Source organism: Actinomadura sp. NPDC023710 (assembly GCF_040639875.1).
Taxonomy (GTDB): Bacteria; Actinomycetota; Actinomycetes; order Streptosporangiales; family Streptosporangiaceae; genus Spirillospora; species Spirillospora citrea.
On the sequence record NZ_JBFAGB010000029.1, the window covers coordinates 17345 to 35763 of the forward strand.

An 18419-nucleotide genomic window follows, 5' to 3' on the forward strand; every position below is an offset into this window, starting at 1 on the left:
GGGACCCACCACCGAGAACCCGCGCGAGGCGGGCCCTGGCGGCGTGACGCGACACCAGCCTATCCGGGGCCCTTCGTGCGGCACGTTTCCTGGCACGGAGGAGAACATGGCGCATGCCATCGAGGCCGAGGGCCTCGTGAAGAACTACCCCGGCGACGTCCGGGCCCTGGACGGCCTGTCGGTCACGGTCGGCCGGGGCGAGATCCTCGGGCTGCTCGGCCCCAACGGGGCGGGCAAGTCCACCACCGTCAAGATCCTCACCACGCTGATCCGGCCGGACGCGGGCGCCGCGACCGTGGCCGGGCACGACGTGCTCCGCAGGCCCGACCGGGTCCGCCGCGTCATCGGCGTGGTGTCGCAGCGGTCCGGCGCCGCCCCCGAGGCGAGCGGCCGCGACAACCTCGTCCTGCAAGGCCGCCTCTACGGGATGGGCGGGGCGCGGGCGCGGAGCCGGGCCGCCGAGCTGCTCGCCCGGTTCGGGCTGGAGGACGCGGCGGGCAGGCCGGTGAAGACCTACTCCGGCGGGATGCGGCGGCGGCTCGACGTCGCGCTCGGCCTCGTCCACCGGCCGCAGGTGCTGTTCCTGGACGAGCCCACCACCGGGCTCGACCCGGAGGCCCGCGCGTCGATGTGGGCCGAGATCGCGCGGCTGGCGGGCGACGACGCGCTCGCGATCCTGCTGACCACCCACTACCTGGAGGAGGCCGACCGGCTGGCGCGGCGGCTGGCGATCGTCGACCGGGGACGCGTCGTGGTGGAGGGCACCCCCGACTCCCTCAAGGGGGAGCTGCGCGGCGACGCCGTCCACGTGGAATGGCGGGAGGCGCCGCCCGAGCCGCCGGTGCGGGAGGCGCTCGGCCGGCTGCCCGGCGTGCGCGAGATCGTCCTGGACGGGCCGCGCCTCAGCGCCCGCGCCGACGACGGCGCGTCGGCCGTGCCCGCCGTCCTCGCCGCCCTCGACCAGGCGGGCGTCCCCGCCTCGGCGGCGACCGTCGCGCGGCCGTCCCTGGACGATGTGTACCTGCGCTACGCCGGACGCCGGTTCGCGCGGGCCGACGCCCCCGACCACGCCGAGACCGCCGCCGCCGGAGGTGCCCGATGACCGCGCTCGCGACCGGGACCTGGTGGATGACCCACCGGCGGCTGACCGCGCTGGTGCGCAACCCCGCCGTCGTCGTCATGACGCTGGCGCAGCCGATGATCTGGCTGTTCCTGTTCGGCGAGCTGTTCAGGAAGGTGGTCGAGCTGCCGGGGTTCGGCGCGCAGTCCTACCTCGACTACATCGTCCCCGGCGTGGTCGTCATGAACGCGGTGTCGCTGAACTCCTTCGCCGGGATGGCGACCATGGACGAGATCGAGCGCGGCACCCTCGACCGGTTCCTCGTCACGCCGGTGCGGCGCGGCGCGATCGCGAACGCCGGCGTCGTGGAGCAGGCCCTCAGCACGGCGTTCCAGTCGATCGTGATCATCGCGCTGGGCCGGGCGGCGGGCGCGCACTACCCGGGTGCCCCCGCGGGCCTGGCGGTGCTGGTCGCCGCGGCGGTGCTGATCGGCGTCGTCCTCGCGGCGCTGTCCAACACGCTCGCGCTGCTCGTGCGCGACCGCAACACGATCATCGGCCTGAACGTGATGCTGCTGCTGCCGCTGACGTTCCTGTCGTCGGCGTTCATGGCCAAGGGCCTGATGCCGTCCTGGATGCGGCACGTGGCGGCCGGCAACCCGGTGAGCTGGGCCCTGGACGCGTCGCGCGGCGCGCTCGCCGATGCCCCCGACTGGGGGACGGTCGCGACGCACGGGGGATGGCTCCTCGTGCTGACCGCGGCCGCGGTCGGGCTCGCGGTCCACTCGCTCCGGAGCTATCAGAATTCGCAGTGACCGGGGAGAGAGGCCCGAGGGGGTTCCGGTGGCCGGACGCACCGGAACCCCCTGCCCGGCCTAGCGGGTGTCGAGGAAGCGGTCCAGCACGCGGGTCCCGAAGGCGAGGCCGTCCAGCGGGACCCGCTCGTCCACGCCGTGGAACATCCCGAAGTAGTCGAGATCGGGGCCGAGCAGCAGCGGCGCGAAGCCGAAACTCGTGATGCCGATCCGGTGGAACGACTTCGCGTCGGTCCCGCCCGCCATCACGTACGGGACGGGACGCGCGAGCGGGTCCTCGGCTCGCAGCGCGCCCGCCAGCGCGGCGAACGTCGGGCCCGCCGGGTCGGCTGCGGGGGCCTCCTCGAAGTTGATGAACTCACGGGTCACCTTCGGGCCGAGCAGCCGGTCGATCGTGGCGAGGAACTCCTCGCCCGTGCCGGGCAGATAGCGGCCGTCGACCTGCGCGGTCGCCGTGCCCGGCACGACGTTGACCTTGTAGCCGGCGTCCAGCCGGGTCGGGTTCGCCGAGTTGCGGATCGTCCCGGCGAACAGGTGCCCGGCGCGGCCGAGCCGGGCGGCCTCCGCGTCGAGGCGGTCGTGGTCGATGGACGTGCCGAGGGCGTCCGCGAGCCCGTCCAGCAGCGCCCGCACGCCCGGCGTCAGCCGGACCGGCCACGCGTGGGCGGCCAGCCGGGAGACCGCGTGCGCGATCTCGGCGACCGCGTTGTCGGGCGCCGGCTTGGACCCGTGCCCCGCGGTCCCGCGCGCCGTCAGCCGCATCCAGGTCGTGCCGCGCTCGCCGGTCGCGATCGGGTAGATCCGCGCCCCGCCGGCGTCCACGCTGAACCCGCCGGACTCGCTGATCGCCTCCGTGCACCCCTCGAAGAACCCGCGGTGCTCGCGCGCCACGTACCGGGAGCCGTAGTCGCCGGTGCACTCCTCGTCGGCCAGGAACGCCAGCACCAGGTCGCCTCGGGTGCGCCGTCCCTCGCGCAGCCGCGCCCGCACGGTCGCGAGCGTCATCGCGAGGCTGCCCTTCATGTCGACGGCGCCGCGCCCCCACACGCACCCGTCCCGCACCTCGCCGGAGAACGGCGGGACCGTCCAGTCCGCCGGGTCCGCGGGCACCACGTCCAGGTGCCCGTGGACCAGGAACGCCGGATGGGACGGGTCGGTACCGGGGACGCGGGCGAGCACGCTCGCGCGGCCCGGCGCCGCCTCCACGACCGTCGCCTCGACGCCCACCTCGTCGAGCAGGCCGGCGACGTGCTCGGCGGCCGGACGTTCCGGCTCGGCCACCCCCTCGCCCCGGTTCACCGTGGCGAACCTGATGAGGTCGGCGCAGATCGCCGCCGCCTCCGCGCCGGCCCGTCCGCCGTCCGGCCCGTCCGCCGTCTCGTCCGGCGTTCCGCCGACCGTCTCCTGATCGAAGCGCACCACAGCCCCCTTGCTCCCCTTCCGCAACGAGGCTTCATTTTGCTCCCTCGCTGACCAGTGTCAACGAATGATCAAATACGTCTCGATCCGGTTTCGACTCCGTCAGCGCCGTACCCAAACTGCCACGCTGAGTACGACGCTGCGAGCGTTCCAGGGACGGCGGGCGGCCAAGCGCCCGTGCGCCGAACGACAGGGCCGAGGAGGAGCATGACCAGCCTGAGGGATGCCGGAAGGGGTCTCCGCTTGAACGCCGCGGGTCTCGCGGCGGTGGCGCTGGCCGCGTCGCTCGGCCTTTCGGCCTGCGGCGGGGACGACGCCAAGGCGAGCGACGGCACGTTCACCGTGGGCCACTCCGAGCCGGACCACCTGCTGCCCGCCAACACGACCGGCAGCTACGCCTTCGACGTGATCACCGAGCTGTTCGACAACCTGATGGACCTGACCAAGGACGGCAAGGCCGTCCCGCTGGCGGCCGAGTCGGTCACCTCCGACGACCAGAAGGTGTGGACGATCAAGGTCAGGGCCGGCCAGAAGTTCCACAACGGGGAGCCGGTGACGGCGCAGAGCTTCGCCGACGCGTGGAACAACGCCGCCTACGGGCCGAACGCGATGGGCGCCAACTCCTACTTCTCGTACATCAAGGGGTACGAGGACATGAATCCCGAGGACGAGAAGGCCGAACCGAAGGCCGACAAGCTCTCCGGGATCGAGGTCGTCGACCAGAACACACTCAAGGTCACGCTGAACGACCCGTTCAGCCAGTTCCCGCTGCTGCTGACCTACCCGGCGTACGCGCCGATGCCGAAGGCCGGGCTCAAGGACCCCAAGGCGTTCGACGACCACCCGATCGGCAACGGCCCGTACATGATGGACGGGAACTGGGAGCGCAACAAGCAGATCAAGCTCGTCGCGTTCCCCGGCTACACCGGGACGCGCAAGCCGAAGAACAAGGGCGTGACCTGGAAGAGCTACTCCAGCGCGGACACCTCCTACACCGACCTGCGGGCAGGCCGGATCGACGTCCTGCAGACCATCCCGTCCGCCAAGGTCCCCGAGGCCAAGCGGCTCCTCGGCGACCGGTTCCTGGCCCGCAAGATGAGCACGACCGACTACCTCGGCCTCCCGGTGTTCGACAAGCGGTTCGCCAACCCCGACCTGCGCAAGGCCATCTCCATGGCCATCGACCGCCAGGGCATCAACAAGGCGGTCTTCAACGGCGACTACTTCCCCGCCGACTCGCTGATCCCGTCGATCATTCCCGGCCACCGCGCCAACGCCTGCGGCGAGCTGTGCACCTACGACCCCGCCAAGGCCAGGCAGCTGTTCGACAAGGCCGGCGGGTTCTCCGGGACCCTGGAGCTGTACTTCTCCAACGCGCAGCCGACCTACGCCCAGTGGATGCGGATCGTCGCCAACTCCCTGCGCGACAACCTCGGCATCAAGGACATCCAGTTCCGGCAGGTCCCCGCGTCCGACTACTTCTCCCTGCTGAGCGACCGCAAGGAGAAGGGCCCCTACCGGCAGAACTGGGAGGCCGACTACCCGAGCCCGCAGAACTACCTGGAGAACATGTGGGGCTCGGCGGGCAACCGCATGGGTTGGGAAAGCAAGGAGTTCGACGACCTCATCGCCAAGGCCAACAAGACGTCGGACCAGCAGCAGGCCAACGCGCTCTACAACCAGGCCGAGGACGTCGCCGTCCGTGAGATGCCGATGATCCCGCTGTGGACGTGGGCGGGCGAGGGCGGGCGGTCGAAGCGGGTGGACAACGTCACGATCACCCCGTTCTCGACGGGCCTGATCGCCACCGAAGTGACGGTGAAGTAGCCGGCGATGTGGCGCTACGTCCTCCGGCGGCTCCTGCAGGCGATCCCCGTCTTCATCGGCACCACGCTGCTCATCTACGCGATGGTGTTCGCTCTGCCGGGCGATCCGATCCAGGCGCTCGCCGGGGACAAGCCGGTCCCCGACAACGTCCTGGAGACGCTCCGGGACCGGTACAACCTGAACGACCCTCTGCTGGTGCAGTACGCGAAGTACATGTGGGGCCTCCTCCAGGGCGACCTCGGCGAGAACTACACCGGCCAGAGCGTGTCGGAGATGCTCAGCGGGCGCTGGGTGGTGACGGCGCAGCTCGCCGTCACCGCCTGGGTCTTCGAGCTGGTCATCGGGATCCTGCTCGGCATCTGGGCGGGGCTGCGCCGCGGGCGGTTCGCCGACACCCTCGTCCTGAGCGGGACCACGCTGGTGATCGCGGTGCCGGTGTTCGTGCTCGGCTACACCGCGCAGCTCCTGTTCGGACTGCACTGGCAGATCTTCCCCACGGCCGGGACGGACGACGGCTGGCCGATGTCCTACCTGCTCCCCGGGATGGTGCTCGGCTCCCTCGGCCTGTCGTACGTGGCGCGGCTGACCCGGACGAGCCTGTCGGAGAACCTCCGGGCCGACTACGTGCGGACGGCGAACGCCAAGGGGCTGTCGCGGACGCGGGTGGTCGGCCGGCACGCCCTGCGCAACTCGCTGATCCCGGTGGTGACCTATCTCGGCGTCGACTTCGGGAACATGATGGCCGGCGCGATCGTGACGGAGGGCATCTTCAACCTGCCGGGCATCGGGGAGCAGGTGTTCCAGTCGATCCAGCTGAAGGAGGGCCCGGTCGTGGTCGGCGCGGTCACCCTGCTGGTGCTGATCTTCCTGCTGGTCAACCTGGTCGTGGACCTGCTGTACGGGGTGCTCGACCCGCGGATCAGGTACGAGTGAGGAGCGCATGACCATCAAGCAGCCGGACGCGGGGCCGCCGGGCACGGAGCCGGAGCCGGCGCCCGGCCCCGGGGCCCCGGGGACGAGCGCCGCCGCGGTCGCCGTCGCCGGCGGGTCGATCGGCCGGGCCTCGCTGTGGGACGACGCGTGGCACGAACTGCGGCGCCGCTGGGTCTTCTGGGGGTCGGTGGCGGTCCTCGCGCTCGTGACGGTCATGGCCGTGGTGCCGCGGCTGTTCACCGCCAAGGGCGTCAACGAGGGCTGCGACCCCAACGACGCCAAGCTCGGGCCGTCCGGCGACCACTGGTTCGGCACCGACCTCGCGGGCTGCGACTACTACGCGCACGTCGTGCACGGCGCCCGCCCGACGCTGCTGATCGGCGTCTCCGTCACCGTGTTCGCGCTGCTGATCGCGCTGCTGTTCGGGCTGCTCGCCGGATACTACGGCGGGATCGTCGACGCGCTGATCGCGCGGCTGACCGACGTCTTCTTCGGGCTGCCGTTCGTGCTCGGCGCCACCGTGATCCTGGTCGCGTTCCCCTCGCACGGCGTGTGGGCGATGACGCTGGTGCTCGTCCTGCTCGGCTGGACGACGATGATCCGCATCATGCGGGGGCAGGTCATCTCCGTCCGGGACGCCGACTACGTGCAGGCGGCGCGGCTGCTCGGCGCGTCCGACCGGCGGATCATGATCCGGCACATCCTGCCGAACGCGATCGCCCCGGTCATCGTGGTGGCGACCCTCAACGTGGGGCACGTGATCGTGGGCGAGGCGACCCTGGACTTCCTCGGCGTCGGCCTGCAGTACCCGGAGATCTCCTGGGGGCTCCAGCTCAACCAGGCGAAGGACTCCTTCGTCGACCACCCGCACCTGCTGATCTTCCCCGCGGTGTTCCTGTCGGCGACGGTGCTGAGCTTCCTGATGCTCGGCGACGCCGTCCGCGACGCCCTCGACCCCAAGCTGCGGTGAGCCGAGACATGACCACGGACCTGAAGGACGACCCGGTACCCGCCCCGGAACCGGAGGCGCCGCTCCTGAGCGTCGAGGACCTGCACGTCCGGTTCCGCGTGCGGAACCAGGACGTGCACGCGGTGAACGGGCTGTCGTACACGCTCGCCGAGGGCGAGACGCTCGCGATCCTCGGCGAGTCGGGATCGGGCAAGAGCGTCGCGGCGCAGGCCGTGATGGGCATCCTGGACGTCCCGCCCGCCCGCGTCGAGCGCGGGTCGGTGCGGCTGCGCGGCGAGGAACTGCTCGGCCTGTCCGAGCGGCGGCGCCGCGCCTACCGCGGCGACCGCATCTCGATGATCTTCCAGGACGCGCTGTCCGCGCTGAACCCGGTCTTCACGGTCGGCGACCAGCTCCGCGAGATGTTCCGGGTGCACCGGGGGCTCGGCCGCCGGGAGGCCACGGCGAGGACCGTCGAGCTGATGGAGCGGGTGCGGATCCCCTCCGCCGCCAAGCGGCTGGGCGACTACCCGCACCAGTTCTCCGGCGGCATGCGGCAGCGCATCATGATCGCGATGGCGCTGGCGCTGGAGCCGGACGTGCTGATCGCCGACGAGCCGACCACCGCGCTCGACGTCACCGTGCAGGCGCAGATCATGCGGCTGCTGGCGGGGCTGCAGGACGAGCTGCGCATGGGCATGGTGCTGATCACCCACGACCTCGGCGTCGTCGCCGGCGTCGCCGACCGGATCGTGGTCATGTACGCGGGGTCGGTCGCCGAGCAGGCGCCCGCCCGGGAGCTGTACGCGCGGCCCGCCCACCCCTACACCCGGGGCCTGCTGGCCTCGGTGCCGCGGCTCGACCGGCGGGGCGGCCCGCTCGTCCCGATCAAGGGGGCGCCGCCGAACCCGGCCGCGCTCCCGCCGGGCTGCCCGTTCCAGCCGCGCTGCCCCCGTGCCGAGGCCCTCTGCGCGGCGGAGCGGCCGCCGCTGGTCACCGTCGCCCCCGGGCACGAGGCCGCCTGCCACTTCGCCGAGGAGGTGCACCGTGCCGGAGCCGAGTGAGGACCCGATCCTGCGGGTGGAGGGGCTCGTCAAGCACTACCCGGTGACCCGCGGCGTCGTGGTCAAGCGCGCGGTCGGGCAGATCAAGGCCGTGGACGGGGTGGACCTGGAGCTGCGGCGCGGCGAGACCCTCGGGGTGGTCGGCGAGTCGGGGTGCGGGAAGTCGACGCTGGCCAAGCTGCTGCTCGCCGCCGAGCGTCCCACCGCCGGGACGGTCCGCTTCGACGGCCGCGACATCTTCGCGCTGCCGAAGCCGGAGCTGCGGGCGCTGCGCCGCCGCGTGCAGATGGTGATGCAGGACCCCTACTCCTCGCTCAACCCGCGTATGACGGTCGGCGACATCGTGGGGGAGCCGTTCGCCGTCCATCCCGAGGTCGCGCCGAAGGGCGAGCGGCGCGGGCGCGTGCAGGAGCTGCTGGAGCTCGTCGGCCTCGACCCCGCGCACGTCAACCGCTACCCGCACCAGTTCTCCGGCGGGCAGCGCCAGCGCGTCGGCATCGCCCGCGCGCTGGCGCTGCGGCCCGACGTCATCGTGTGCGACGAGCCGGTGTCGGCGCTGGACGTGTCCGTCCAGGCGCAGGTGATGAACCTGCTCGCCGAGCTGCAGCGCGAGCTCGGCCTGGCGTACGTGTTCATCGCGCACGACCTGGCCGCCGTCCGCCACATCTCCGACCGGATCGCCGTGATGTACCTGGGCAAGGTCGTCGAGACCGGCGACGAGGACCAGATCTACGAGCACCCCACCCACCCGTACACGCAGGCGCTGCTGTCGGCCGTCCCGGTGCCCGATCCGGACGCGCCCGGCTGGGCGGAGCAGATCCGGCTGGAGGGCGAGCCGCCGTCGCCACTGGACCCGCCGTCCGGCTGCCGGTTCCGGACCCGCTGCTGGAAGGCGCGCGACATCTGCGCGGAGCAGGTGCCCGCCCTGGAGGAGCGGGACGGCTCCGCCCACCCGAGCGCCTGCCACTTCGCGGCGGAGGCCGCCCTGACGGACCTGTCGGAGCAGACCTGAGGCGTCGCGGGCGTCGCTGGTCGCGATCCGTAGGGTGGGAGCCATGGCACGCAAGGGCAGGCACGGCCCCCGTCCGCGAACCTTCGAGATCGCCGGCGGGGAGGCCGAGCTGCTGCGCGACGCCGACCGCGACGGCGGCTGGATGCTGCTCGTCGACGGCGTCCCCCAGTCGTACGTGGACCTGTCCGACCCCACCTACCTGGACTTCGAGTACATGCGCCTGATGGGCGACGTGGTCGACTCCCTCGGCCTGGCCGGGGAGGCGTTCGACGCCGTGCACGTCGGCGGCGCCGGGTGCACGCTGCCCCGCTACATCGCCGCGACCCGGCCGGGCTCGCGGCAGGTCGTCCTGGAACCGGACGCGGAGCTGGTGCAGGTCGTCCGGGAGCAGCTGCCGGTCAAGGGCGTCTCCGGCCTGCGGATCCGGATCACCGACGGGCGCTCGGGGATCGCGGCCCTGGCGGACGAGGCCGACGACCTGGTCGTGATGGACGCCTTCGCCGGGGCGTCGATGCCGCCGGAGCTCGCGACCCGCGAGTTCGTGCTGGACGCCGCGCGGGTGCTCCGGCCCGGAGGGGTCTACCTGGCCAACGTCGCCGACGGCTTCCGGCTGCCGTTCGCCCGCCGGGTGACCGCGACGGTCCGGTCGGTGTTCCGGCACACGCTGGTGATGGGCGATCCGGGCGTGCTGCGGGGCCGCCGCTTCGGGAACCTGATCGTGGCCGCGTCCCGGGAACCGCTCCCCGCGGCCGAGCTGACGCGCCGCGCCGCGGGCGGCGCCGCGCGCGCCCGCCTGCTGGAGGGGGGCGACCTCGCGGCGTTCTGCGCCGGCGCCGCGTCGCTGCGCGACGGCGAGGAGATCGCCGCGCCCGTCCCGCCGCCGCAGGTGTTCGGGAGGTCCTGACCGAGGGACCCGGCCTTCCGCATCCGACGACGAACGACAAGGAGTTCCCATGATTCTCGTGACCGGGGCGAGCGGCACGCTCGGCAGGCCCGTCACCCGCCTGCTGGCCGAGGCCGGCGCGGACGTGCGCGCGCTCAGCCGCCGCGTCAGGGAACCGGAGTCAGGGGTGACCTGGTGCAAGGGCGACCTGGTCACCGGCGAAGGGGTCGAGGACGCCCTCGCCGGCGTCGAGACGATCGTGCACTGCGCCAGTGACGCGTTCCACGCCAAGCGGGACCTGCAGGCCGCGCGGACGCTGATCGAGGCCGCGCGCCGGCAGGGCGCGCCGCACCTGCTCTATATCTCGATCGTCGGCGTCGACAAGATCCCTTACAGATATTACAAGATCAAGTACGCGGTGGAGCGGGCGATCGAGGATTCCGGCCTGCCGTACACGATCTTGCGGGCCACTCAGTTCCACACCCTGCCGGACGCGGTCTTCGCGGCGCTCACCAAAGTCCCGGGCCTGATGCTGCTGCCGAGAGGGCTGCGCGACCAGCCCATCGAGGTCGGCGAGGTCGCCGGGCGGCTCGCCGAACTGGCCCTGGCCGCCGGGCCCGCGCGGCGGGTCGACGACCTGGGCGGCCCGGAGGTGCTCACGGTCGAGGAGATGATGCGGGACTACCTGAAGGCGCGCGGGTTGCGGCGTCCCGTCCGGGTGCCGGTGCCGCTTCCCGGACGCGCCGCGCGGGCCTTCCGCGAAGGCCATCACCTGGCGCCGGACCACGCCGTGGGGAACCGGACCTGGCGTCAGTTCCTGGCCGAGACCCATACGCATCGGTAAGGGACGGATTCCCCGCCCGTATCGGTCTCATCGGGCCCCGCCATGTCCCATAATCGAGCGATGGAGTCGTCCACCCGAATTCTCATTCTCGGCATGGATTCGTCGGGGAGAATTCTTCAGTTCGACCGCAACGCCGCGGCGGTTCTGTGCCCGAATGCGGACGGCCTGCTGGGCGCCCGGCTGGACGAGGTGATCCCCGGCGCGCACAGGCCCTTGATGGATGCGCTGAGGGCCGGGCGGGAGCGCACCGCCATGCTCGCCGTGGAGACTCCCGTCGGCGGCTTGCTCGACGCGGTCGTGACCGTCCACCCGATGAGCGGCGGCGCTCCCGAGATCGCGGCGCTGGCGGTGGTGAAGGTGCCCGTGCCGCTCGCGGACCGGTTCGTCGACCCGGCCGTCATCCGCCGCGCCCTGCTGGACGACGCGCTCCCGCGGATCGGTTCCACGCTCGACCTGGAATTGCTGGCGCGCGGACTGATGGACGTGCTCGTCCCGCACTTCTGCAATTCCGGCGCGCTGATGCTGCTGGAGAGCCACATCGACGCCGACGAGGGGCCGCAGGGCCCCGACGGCCCGCAGCTGCGCCGGATGGCGATCGGCTTCGACGACCGTGACCCGGCCTGGGACGCGACGTTCCCGACCGGGGAGTCCCTGGTCTACCCGGAGGGGACCCCGCACGCGCTGTGCCTGGCGTCCGGCGAGCCGGTGCTGCGGGCGCTCGGCGGAGAGGGCGCGGCGAGGCTCGCCTCCTCCTGGCGCCGCCCGCCGGTCGCCGAACTGCTCAAGGGCGCGTCGATACTGCTGCTGCCGATCACCTCGGCGGTCGGCGTCCTCGGCTTCTTCGTCTGCACGCGCAACGTCGCGCACCGCCCCTTCGACGCCTACGACGTCGAGATCGGGATGGAGTTCGCCAGCCGGGCGGCCATCTTCGTCGAGAGCGCCCGGCAGTACTCGCGGGAGCGGGCGACCGCGCTGACCCTGCAGCGCAGCCTCCTGCCGACCGGGCTGTCGGCGCCGTCGCCGGTGGAGGTGCACCACCGGTACCTGCCGGGCAGCCGGCTCATCGAGGTCGGCGGCGACTGGTACGAGTCGATCGCGCTGCCGGGGGCGCGGGTCGCGCTGGTCGTCGGGGACGTGGCCGGGCACGGCGTGAAGGCGGCCGTCACCATGGGGCGGCTCCGCACCGCCATCCACACCCTCGCCGGGCTGGAGCTGCCGCCCGCCGAGGCGCTGGAGCGGCTCGACTCCCTGATGCGGACGCTCGGCGAGCGCGAACCCCACTTCGCCACCTGCGCGTACGTCGTGTACGACGCGGTCAGCGGCCGGTGCGAGGTGGCCAGCGCCGGGCACCTGCCGCCGCTGCTGGTCCCGCCCGGCACGGCCTCGGAGTACCTGCCGGTGCCGCCCGCGCCGCCGCTCGGCGTCGGCGGCCAGGGCCCCATCGTCAGCCGCGAGTTCACCGTCGAGGACGGGACGCTGCTGTTCCTGTACACCGACGGCCTGGTGGAGAACCGGGCCCGCGACATCGACGACGGACTGGCCCGGCTGCGCGCCACCTTCGGGCCCGGCGCCGCCGCCCGCCCCCTGGAGGACCTGTGCCAGGCGGCCCTCGACGGCGTCTACGACGACCAGCACCGCGACGACATCGCCATGCTCGTGGCGCGGCTGGCGCGGATCCCGGCCGACCGGCACGCCTCCTGGGAGCTGCCCGCCGAGCCGGCCGCCGTGCGCCGGGCGCGTGGCCTCATCCGCGACCGGCTCGCCCACTGGGGCCTGGAGGACATGGCCTACACCACCACCCTGCTGGCCTCCGAGTTGGTCACCAACGCCATCCGGCACGCGGGCGGCCGCATCGTGTTGCGGCTGGTGCGGGAGGGCGGGCTGGTCTGCGAGGTGTTCGACTCCTCCGACGGGCGCCCCCGGATCCGCCACCACGACGACGAGGACGAGGCGAGCGAGTCGGGCCGGGGCCTCCACGTCGTGGGGCGGCTGGCGCAGCGTTGGGGCGTGCGCCGCACCAAGAACGGCAAGGTGGTGTGGTGCGAGCAGCCGCTTCCCTGAAGGGCGGCTAGCGCAGCACCGAGATGTGGACGTGGTCGTAGTGGTTCTGGGTGATGCTTCCCCGGTCCTCCATCGGCCGCCAACCGCCGCCGCGCACGTTCCAGATGTGCTGCTTCCAGATGACGTAGGAGATCCCGAGCCGCCGCGCGTTCGCGACGGCGTACCGGGCGACCTCGTCGCCGTGCCGCTGGGCGCCGGCGCTCGGCGTCCGGCCGCCGGTGCTTTCCATGAAGTCGCAGGCGCGGCCGTCGCCGTGGTCCTGCGGGTCGCCGGTGGAGCGGTGGCAGCCGATCACGGGGAAGGGGCCGAACATCCCGGCGATCTCCAGCAGGGCGGTCCGCATCGTGGGCGTCATCGCGTTGCCGGTGATGGGGGAGCGGTCGCCGGACGCCCCGTCCGGCCGCCCGGTCACCCGCGGGACGCTCCTGCGCGGCGTGCCGCCAGTGCGCTTCGGCGCCGCCAGCGCCGCCACCTTCGTGCCGCGCGGGAGAATCCTCTTCAGGTGTTTCACCAGCGCCGCGGTGTCGGCCTTCGGGGCGCTGATGACGAGGCCGTTCCCGTCCGGCAGCCCCAGCGCGCGGGCCTGAACGCGGGACACGATGGCGTCGACGTCGCCGATGCCCATCGAGGCGTAGGCGCCGACGCGGACCTGCGCCGGATTCGTGCTGCGGCCCGCCGGGACCACCGCTCCGAGAGGCAGCGCCCCGTCGCGGCCCTGCTCGAACGACACCGCCAGGCCGCCGGACGCGACCGTCTGCCACAGCTGGTCGGAACCGGCGGTGGGCTCGGGCGCGAACGCGCGGAACCCCGAGGGGTCCACCCCGAGCAGGCCCATGCGGCGGCCGCCGACCCTGGCCCGCGCGGCGTCCACGACCGTGACCCCGGCGACGCCCTTGAGCCGCCTCGCCCGCTCGACGGCCCGGGGCGGCAGCGAGGACGTCCCCGCGACCAGCAGGTGCGGGGTGTAGCGGCGGGTCAGCGGCGCGACGGTCGGCGTCCGCGGCGCCTCGGCGACCGACACGAGGTTCCCCGCCCGGCGGGGCCCGCCGCCCTTCCGGTCCCGCGCGAGCACGGTGACGTCGGCCGCGAGGGTGAGGACGATCCCGGCCGCGATGACCGCGGAGAGTGCCCTGCCACTGCGTCGCATCCGTGCCCGCCCCCGTCTCCGTCGCCGGTCAGTCCCACCAGAACGACCAGTTGGTCTTGCCGCGGATCTCCTCGGCGTACCCGGCGAGGGTGCCGGGCCCCTGGAAAAGGATGTCGGGGCAGAACGCCCAGTGCTCGGCCGCGACGTGCACGGCGTGCCGGGTGCTCACGGGCGGCGCGGCGACGCTGAGCTCCAGGGTGTTGAAGCCGAGCGCGACGACGCGGGCGCCGAAGCGGTCCTCCCAGCTGCGCAGGACGGCCGCGAGCGGCGCCGTCCACTCGTTGTGGTTCAGCGCGCCCTGCCAGCCGACGGCGGCGAGGGCGTCTGCGCCGCGGTCCACCGCGACCAGGCCGAGCGACAGGCCGCGGGCGGCCAGGGCGCGGGCGTGCCGGTCGGCCATGGCATCGGGGTCGTCGAGCGGGACGCCGGCGGGCGCGGGTCCGGGGCAGTGCCGCCCGTACGGGGCGAGGTCGTCGTGGTCGTCGTCGGCGGCCTGCTCGGCCCAGTCCGCCCACACCTCGTACATGAACGCGTGGGGGTGGTAGTTGCCGATCTCGGCGACCGGCTCGGGGGCGATCTGGCCCGCCGCCCACGGCTGGTCGGACTCGTCCATGAGCAGCGGCCACAGCCCCGACCTCGCGTGCTCGGCGCGGAACCGGGCCCACAGCTCGCCGCCGGCGGGCTCGTCGCTCAGCCAGAACGCGGGCCGCAGGAGGAGCTGCCGTTGCGGGTACCCGGGGTCCGGCCAGACCAGATCCCCGTCGGGCAGCGGAACCGACAGCGTCCGGCCGGGCGCGCCGTCCCCGGCGCCGCCGTCGAACAGCTGCGGCAGGTCGCCCGGCAGGTGCCGGACCTCCACATCATCCATTTCACGCCGTTCCGGTACAGAGCATGCCAGTGGCGATCGTAACGGCGGTAGGGGCCGTCCGGGGGACGAGCCTTGCGGTTCGCTCGTCCGGCCGGGCGGCCCCGCCGGGCTCAGGGCTCGCGGCGGCCGCGGAGCAGCAGGTCGATCAGGACTGCGGCGGCGGCGAGGCCGGTGACGGCGCTGACGGCGATCTGGATCCAGCCGTCCCCGAGGACCGCGTTCGACAGGACGTTCACGCCGATGAGGATGCAGACCAGGGTCCAGCGGGTGGAGTTGCTCATGGAGGTGCCTTTCAGGAGAGGGAGGGAGGGGTGCGCCGGCGCAGCACGGCACGCGCCGGGAGGAGGATCGCGGCGGCGCCGGATCCGGCCACGCCGAGGAGGATCACCGCGCACGCCAGAGGCGGGACGGAGGGCAGGGGGAGGCCGGTCACGCGGGCCGCGAACGCCGTCAGGGTCACCGCCGCGATGAGGGCGCCGACCGCGATGCCGGTGCCGAGCACGATCGCGGCCTCAAGGCGCAGCATCCGCAGGACCTGCCGGCGGGTGGCGCCCACCAGCCGCAGCAGCGCGAACTCGCGGCGGCGCGCCGCCGTCGCCACCGCCAGCGTCGTGACGAGGCCGATGAGGATGAATCCCGTGATCGCGGCGACCACCAGCAGGCTGACGAACCCCTGGAGCCTGATCTCCTGCGAGAGTCCCGCCTGGAAGGCGTCCGGGGTGACCACCCTGGCCCCGGCGTAGGCGGCGGTGACCGCGCTCAGGTCCGCCCGTCCGCGGACGAGGACGCGGTCGTCGAGCGGCGAGGCGGAGTGCGCGGCCACGAGGTCGTGGGGGAGCAGCACGTCGCCGAAGCCGAGGCCCCGGTCGTAGACGGCCACGACGCGCGCCCGGATCCGCGTCCCGTCCGCGAGCCACAGCGACGCCGTCGAGCCGACGTGCAGGCCGCCGGCGACGTCCCGGCTGAGCGCGACGGCGTCGCCGCGCAGATCGCCGAGCCGGCCGGACGACACTCCCGGGTCCATCGTGGCGGCGGCGTCCGAGCCGATGCCGCTGCCGTCCAGCGAGCGCAGGTTCTTCTCGCCCAGTTCCTTGACCGCCATGACGACGCCGGTGCGCTTGACCGGCGTCGCGGCCGTCACGCCGGGGACGCGGCGTACCGATCCGGCGGCGCCGCGCGGGAGCCCGGGGCCCGCCGCCACGACGATCCGGTCGGCGCGGTTCCCCTCCTCCGCCTGCGTCCGCGCGGCGTGGGCGACGGTGGACTGCGCGAAGAGCTGGACGCCCGCGAACGCGACGGCCAGGGCGACCGGAGTGATCAGTGACCCGGCGCGCAGGGCGGCGGTGCCGGCGGCGTGCTGGGCCATCCGCCCGGCCACCGGCGAGGCGGCCCGGGCGGCGCGGCCCAGCACCCGGTTCCCGGCCAGCGCCACCAGCGGCCCGAGGAAGGCCGTGGCGACGATCAGCGAGATGACCAGGCCGCCGATCGAGGCGTTCGCGGCGGCGCCCGTGGCGCCCGCCGAGAACCCGAGCGCGTTCAGCCCGGCGAGGAGGAAGGCGGCGCCGGTGACGAGGCGCCAGCGGGGCAGGCGCGGGTTCTCGGCGGCGGCCTCGCCGAGCGCCTCCACGGGCCGGATCCGCGACGGCCGCAGGGAGGCGAGGAACGCGGTCGCGGTGGCGGCGAGCAGCGTGGTCGCGACCGCCGCGAGGACGGGCAGTGGACCGAGCGCCAGCCCGAAGCCGTCCGGCAGAACGCCCTTGCGGACCATCGCGGCGTGCAGTGCGGCGCCCGCCCCGAGGGACAGGGCGCCACCGGCCAGCGCGCCCGGCGCCCCGACCCGCAGCGTCTCGCGCAGGAGGCGTCCCCGCACCTGCCCCGGCGTCGCGCCGACCGCCCGCAGCAGCGCGAACTCGCGTGCCCGCTCCCGCACCGACAGCACGATCAGGCCGCCGACGACCACGAGCGCCGTCATCACCGCGACCCCGCCGAGCGAGGCGGACAGCTCCACGATGTCGGGACGCGCGGCGGCGACGGCCGGGTCCTCGGCGTCACCGCGCTGCGTGCCGAAGGAGACGGCGAGCCCGGGAACGGCCCTGCGGAGGGCGTCCTCGTCGGGGTCGCCGAGCACCGCGAGAGCGTCGGCGAGGCCCGGGCGCCCGTCGAGGGCCGCGGCCGTCGCCGCGGTGAAGAACGCCGCGGCGGGGCCCTCGGCGACGAGCCCGGAAACCCGGTAGCGCCGGGGCGGCCCGTCGGCCTGGATGCGGACCACCGCCCCGGGCGCCACGTCCGACGACCGGCTCAGCACGACCTCGTCCGGCGCCAGCGGAGCACGGCCGGCGCTCAACCGGTAGGGCCGGAGCGCCGCCGACTCCCAGCCGTGCCCCGTCACCGGCCGCCCCGAGGAGAGCAGGGCGGGGAAGGACACGTCCGCGACCACGTCCCGCACGCCCGGAACGCCCCGAAGTCCCGCCGCGGCCGCGACCGGGACGGGGCCCGGCTCGGTCAGCGGCCGGCTCTGCTCCTCCGGCTCGTCCGCGAACCTCCCCATCCGGTCCGTGACGCTCCGCGGGCCGGTGACGACCGCGGCTGCGGCGCCGAACCTGTCGACCGGCGCGTGCGCCCGCAGCGCCGACTCCAGCAGCACCCCGCACGCCCCCACGAGCGTCGCCGCGAACGCCAGCGCGACGAAGATCCCGGCGAACGCCCCTCTTCCCCTCACAGCGTCTCCCAGCGGGACAGGACGGCGGACGCGGTCGGGGAGGCCAGCTCGTCGACGATGCGGCCGCGACTGAGGAACAGCACCGAGTCGGCCCACACGGCGGCCATCGGGTCATGGGTGACCAGGACGACCGTCTGGCCGGTCAGGTCGACCGCCTCGCGCAGCATCCGCAGGACCTCGCGGGCCGTGCGCGGGTCGAGGGCGCCGGTCGGCTCGTCGGCGAAGACGACCTCGGGGCGGGTGATCAGCGCACGGGCGAGCGCGGCGCGCTGCTGCTGCCCGCCGGACAGCTCGGACGGGCGGTGCCGCAGCCGGTCCGCGAGGCCCACCCGCCGGACGATCTCCTCCAGCCGGGCGGGGTCGGGCTCGGCGCCGCCCAGCCGCAGCGGGAGCGTGATGTTCTGCTCGACGTCCATGGACGGGATCAGGTTGAACGCCTGGAACACGAACCCGATCCGCTCCCGGCGCAGCCGCGTCCGTTTCGCCTCGCTGAGCCCGCCGATGTCCACGCCGCCGATCCGGACCGTGCCGCCGCTCGTGCGGTCGAGTCCGGACGCGCAGTGCAGGAACGTGCTCTTGCCCGACCCGGACGGCCCCATCACCGCGGTGAACCCGCCGCGGCGGAACGTCCAGGTGACGCCGTCCAGGGCCCGCACGGCCCCGTAGGTCTTGGTGACCGCGTCCAGGCCCACCGCCTCCGCGGTCGCCTCGGCCGTCATCGTGGTCATGGTTCCCCTCCGTGGGATGCCGCCTCTCACCTGGACGAACCTAGGTTCCGCGGGGGTGCGGGCACATGGGCGCGCACTCCCGAAACGGTG

Annotated in this window: 16 protein-coding genes; 10 read left to right on the forward strand and 6 right to left on the reverse strand. The window is 73.7% G+C overall.

Annotated features, from left to right (window positions below; translation table 11 throughout):
* The first annotated feature begins 106 nt into the window (after positions 1–106).
* Both AB0H37_RS29595 and AB0H37_RS29600 read left to right on the forward strand, forming a co-directional pair.
* On the forward strand, positions 107–1102 hold the full coding sequence (locus AB0H37_RS29595) for an ATP-binding cassette domain-containing protein (RefSeq protein ID WP_360616450.1): 996 nt from the start codon (positions 107–109) through the stop codon (positions 1100–1102).
* Positions 1099–1875: an ABC transporter permease gene (locus AB0H37_RS29600; RefSeq protein ID WP_360616451.1), complete on the forward strand. Its 777-nt coding sequence runs from the start codon at positions 1099–1101 to the stop codon at positions 1873–1875. The genes AB0H37_RS29595 and AB0H37_RS29600 overlap by 4 nt, the downstream gene beginning before the upstream one ends.
* Before the next feature lie 60 nt (positions 1876–1935).
* Here the strand turns inward: AB0H37_RS29600 and AB0H37_RS29605 are convergent, their stop codons facing one another.
* Positions 1936–3294, reverse strand: coding sequence for a M20/M25/M40 family metallo-hydrolase (locus AB0H37_RS29605; RefSeq protein WP_360616452.1), 1359 nt, complete (start codon positions 3292–3294; stop codon positions 1936–1938).
* Between the two features lie 243 nt (positions 3295–3537).
* Between AB0H37_RS29605 and AB0H37_RS29610 the strand changes: the two genes are divergently transcribed.
* The 8 genes from AB0H37_RS29610 to AB0H37_RS29645 all read left to right on the forward strand — a co-directional run bounded on the left by AB0H37_RS29610 (position 3538) and on the right by AB0H37_RS29645 (position 12867).
* On the forward strand, positions 3538–5121 hold the full coding sequence (locus tag AB0H37_RS29610; RefSeq protein ID WP_360616453.1) for an ABC transporter substrate-binding protein: 1584 nt from the start codon (positions 3538–3540) through the stop codon (positions 5119–5121).
* A 6-nt stretch (positions 5122–5127) separates the two neighbouring features.
* Positions 5128–6054 (forward strand): ABC transporter permease, encoded by a 927-nt coding sequence (locus AB0H37_RS29615; RefSeq protein ID WP_179834440.1) that lies wholly within the window; start codon positions 5128–5130, stop codon positions 6052–6054.
* A gap of 7 nt (positions 6055–6061) precedes the next feature.
* The gene (locus AB0H37_RS29620) at positions 6062–7024 is read left to right on the forward strand and encodes an ABC transporter permease (RefSeq protein ID WP_329091720.1); all 963 of its coding nucleotides are present in this window, start codon (positions 6062–6064) and stop codon (positions 7022–7024) included.
* 8 nt (positions 7025–7032) lie between these two features.
* Positions 7033–8067, forward strand: a complete 1035-nt coding sequence (locus tag AB0H37_RS29625; RefSeq protein WP_179834442.1) for an ABC transporter ATP-binding protein — start codon at positions 7033–7035, stop codon at positions 8065–8067.
* Positions 8051–9079, forward strand: coding sequence for a dipeptide ABC transporter ATP-binding protein (locus AB0H37_RS29630; protein WP_360616454.1), 1029 nt, complete (start codon positions 8051–8053; stop codon positions 9077–9079). The genes AB0H37_RS29625 and AB0H37_RS29630 overlap by 17 nt, the downstream gene beginning before the upstream one ends.
* A 43-nt stretch (positions 9080–9122) precedes the next feature.
* Positions 9123–9983 (forward strand): fused MFS/spermidine synthase, encoded by an 861-nt coding sequence (locus AB0H37_RS29635; RefSeq protein ID WP_179834444.1) that lies wholly within the window; start codon positions 9123–9125, stop codon positions 9981–9983.
* A gap of 49 nt (positions 9984–10032) precedes the next feature.
* Complete coding sequence (locus AB0H37_RS29640; protein WP_360616455.1) at positions 10033–10806, forward strand: NAD(P)H-binding protein; 774 nt, start codon at positions 10033–10035, stop codon at positions 10804–10806.
* Between the two features lie 93 nt (positions 10807–10899).
* Positions 10900–12867, forward strand: coding sequence for an ATP-binding SpoIIE family protein phosphatase (locus AB0H37_RS29645; RefSeq protein ID WP_329091711.1), 1968 nt, complete (start codon positions 10900–10902; stop codon positions 12865–12867).
* A 7-nt stretch (positions 12868–12874) separates the two neighbouring features.
* Here AB0H37_RS29645 and AB0H37_RS29650 read toward each other — a convergent pair whose 3' ends face one another.
* The 5 genes from AB0H37_RS29650 to AB0H37_RS29670 all read right to left on the reverse strand — a co-directional run bounded on the left by AB0H37_RS29650 (position 12875) and on the right by AB0H37_RS29670 (position 18329).
* The gene (locus AB0H37_RS29650; protein ID WP_360616456.1) at positions 12875–14014 is read right to left on the reverse strand and encodes a hypothetical protein; all 1140 of its coding nucleotides are present in this window, start codon (positions 14012–14014) and stop codon (positions 12875–12877) included.
* Between the two features lie 28 nt (positions 14015–14042).
* On the reverse strand, positions 14043–14882 hold the full coding sequence (locus tag AB0H37_RS29655; RefSeq protein ID WP_360616457.1) for a DUF4253 domain-containing protein: 840 nt from the start codon (positions 14880–14882) through the stop codon (positions 14043–14045).
* Between the two features lie 110 nt (positions 14883–14992).
* Positions 14993–15163, reverse strand: a complete 171-nt coding sequence (locus AB0H37_RS29660; protein WP_179834449.1) for a hypothetical protein — start codon at positions 15161–15163, stop codon at positions 14993–14995.
* An 11-nt stretch (positions 15164–15174) separates the two neighbouring features.
* A complete protein-coding gene (locus AB0H37_RS29665; RefSeq protein WP_360616458.1) occupies positions 15175–17601 on the reverse strand; it encodes an ABC transporter permease in 2427 nt (808 codons plus the stop codon).
* Positions 17598–18329, reverse strand: a complete 732-nt coding sequence (locus tag AB0H37_RS29670) for an ABC transporter ATP-binding protein (RefSeq protein WP_360616459.1) — start codon at positions 18327–18329, stop codon at positions 17598–17600. Before AB0H37_RS29670 ends, AB0H37_RS29665 begins: the two co-directional genes overlap by 4 nt.
* Positions 18330–18419 lie beyond the last annotated feature (90 nt).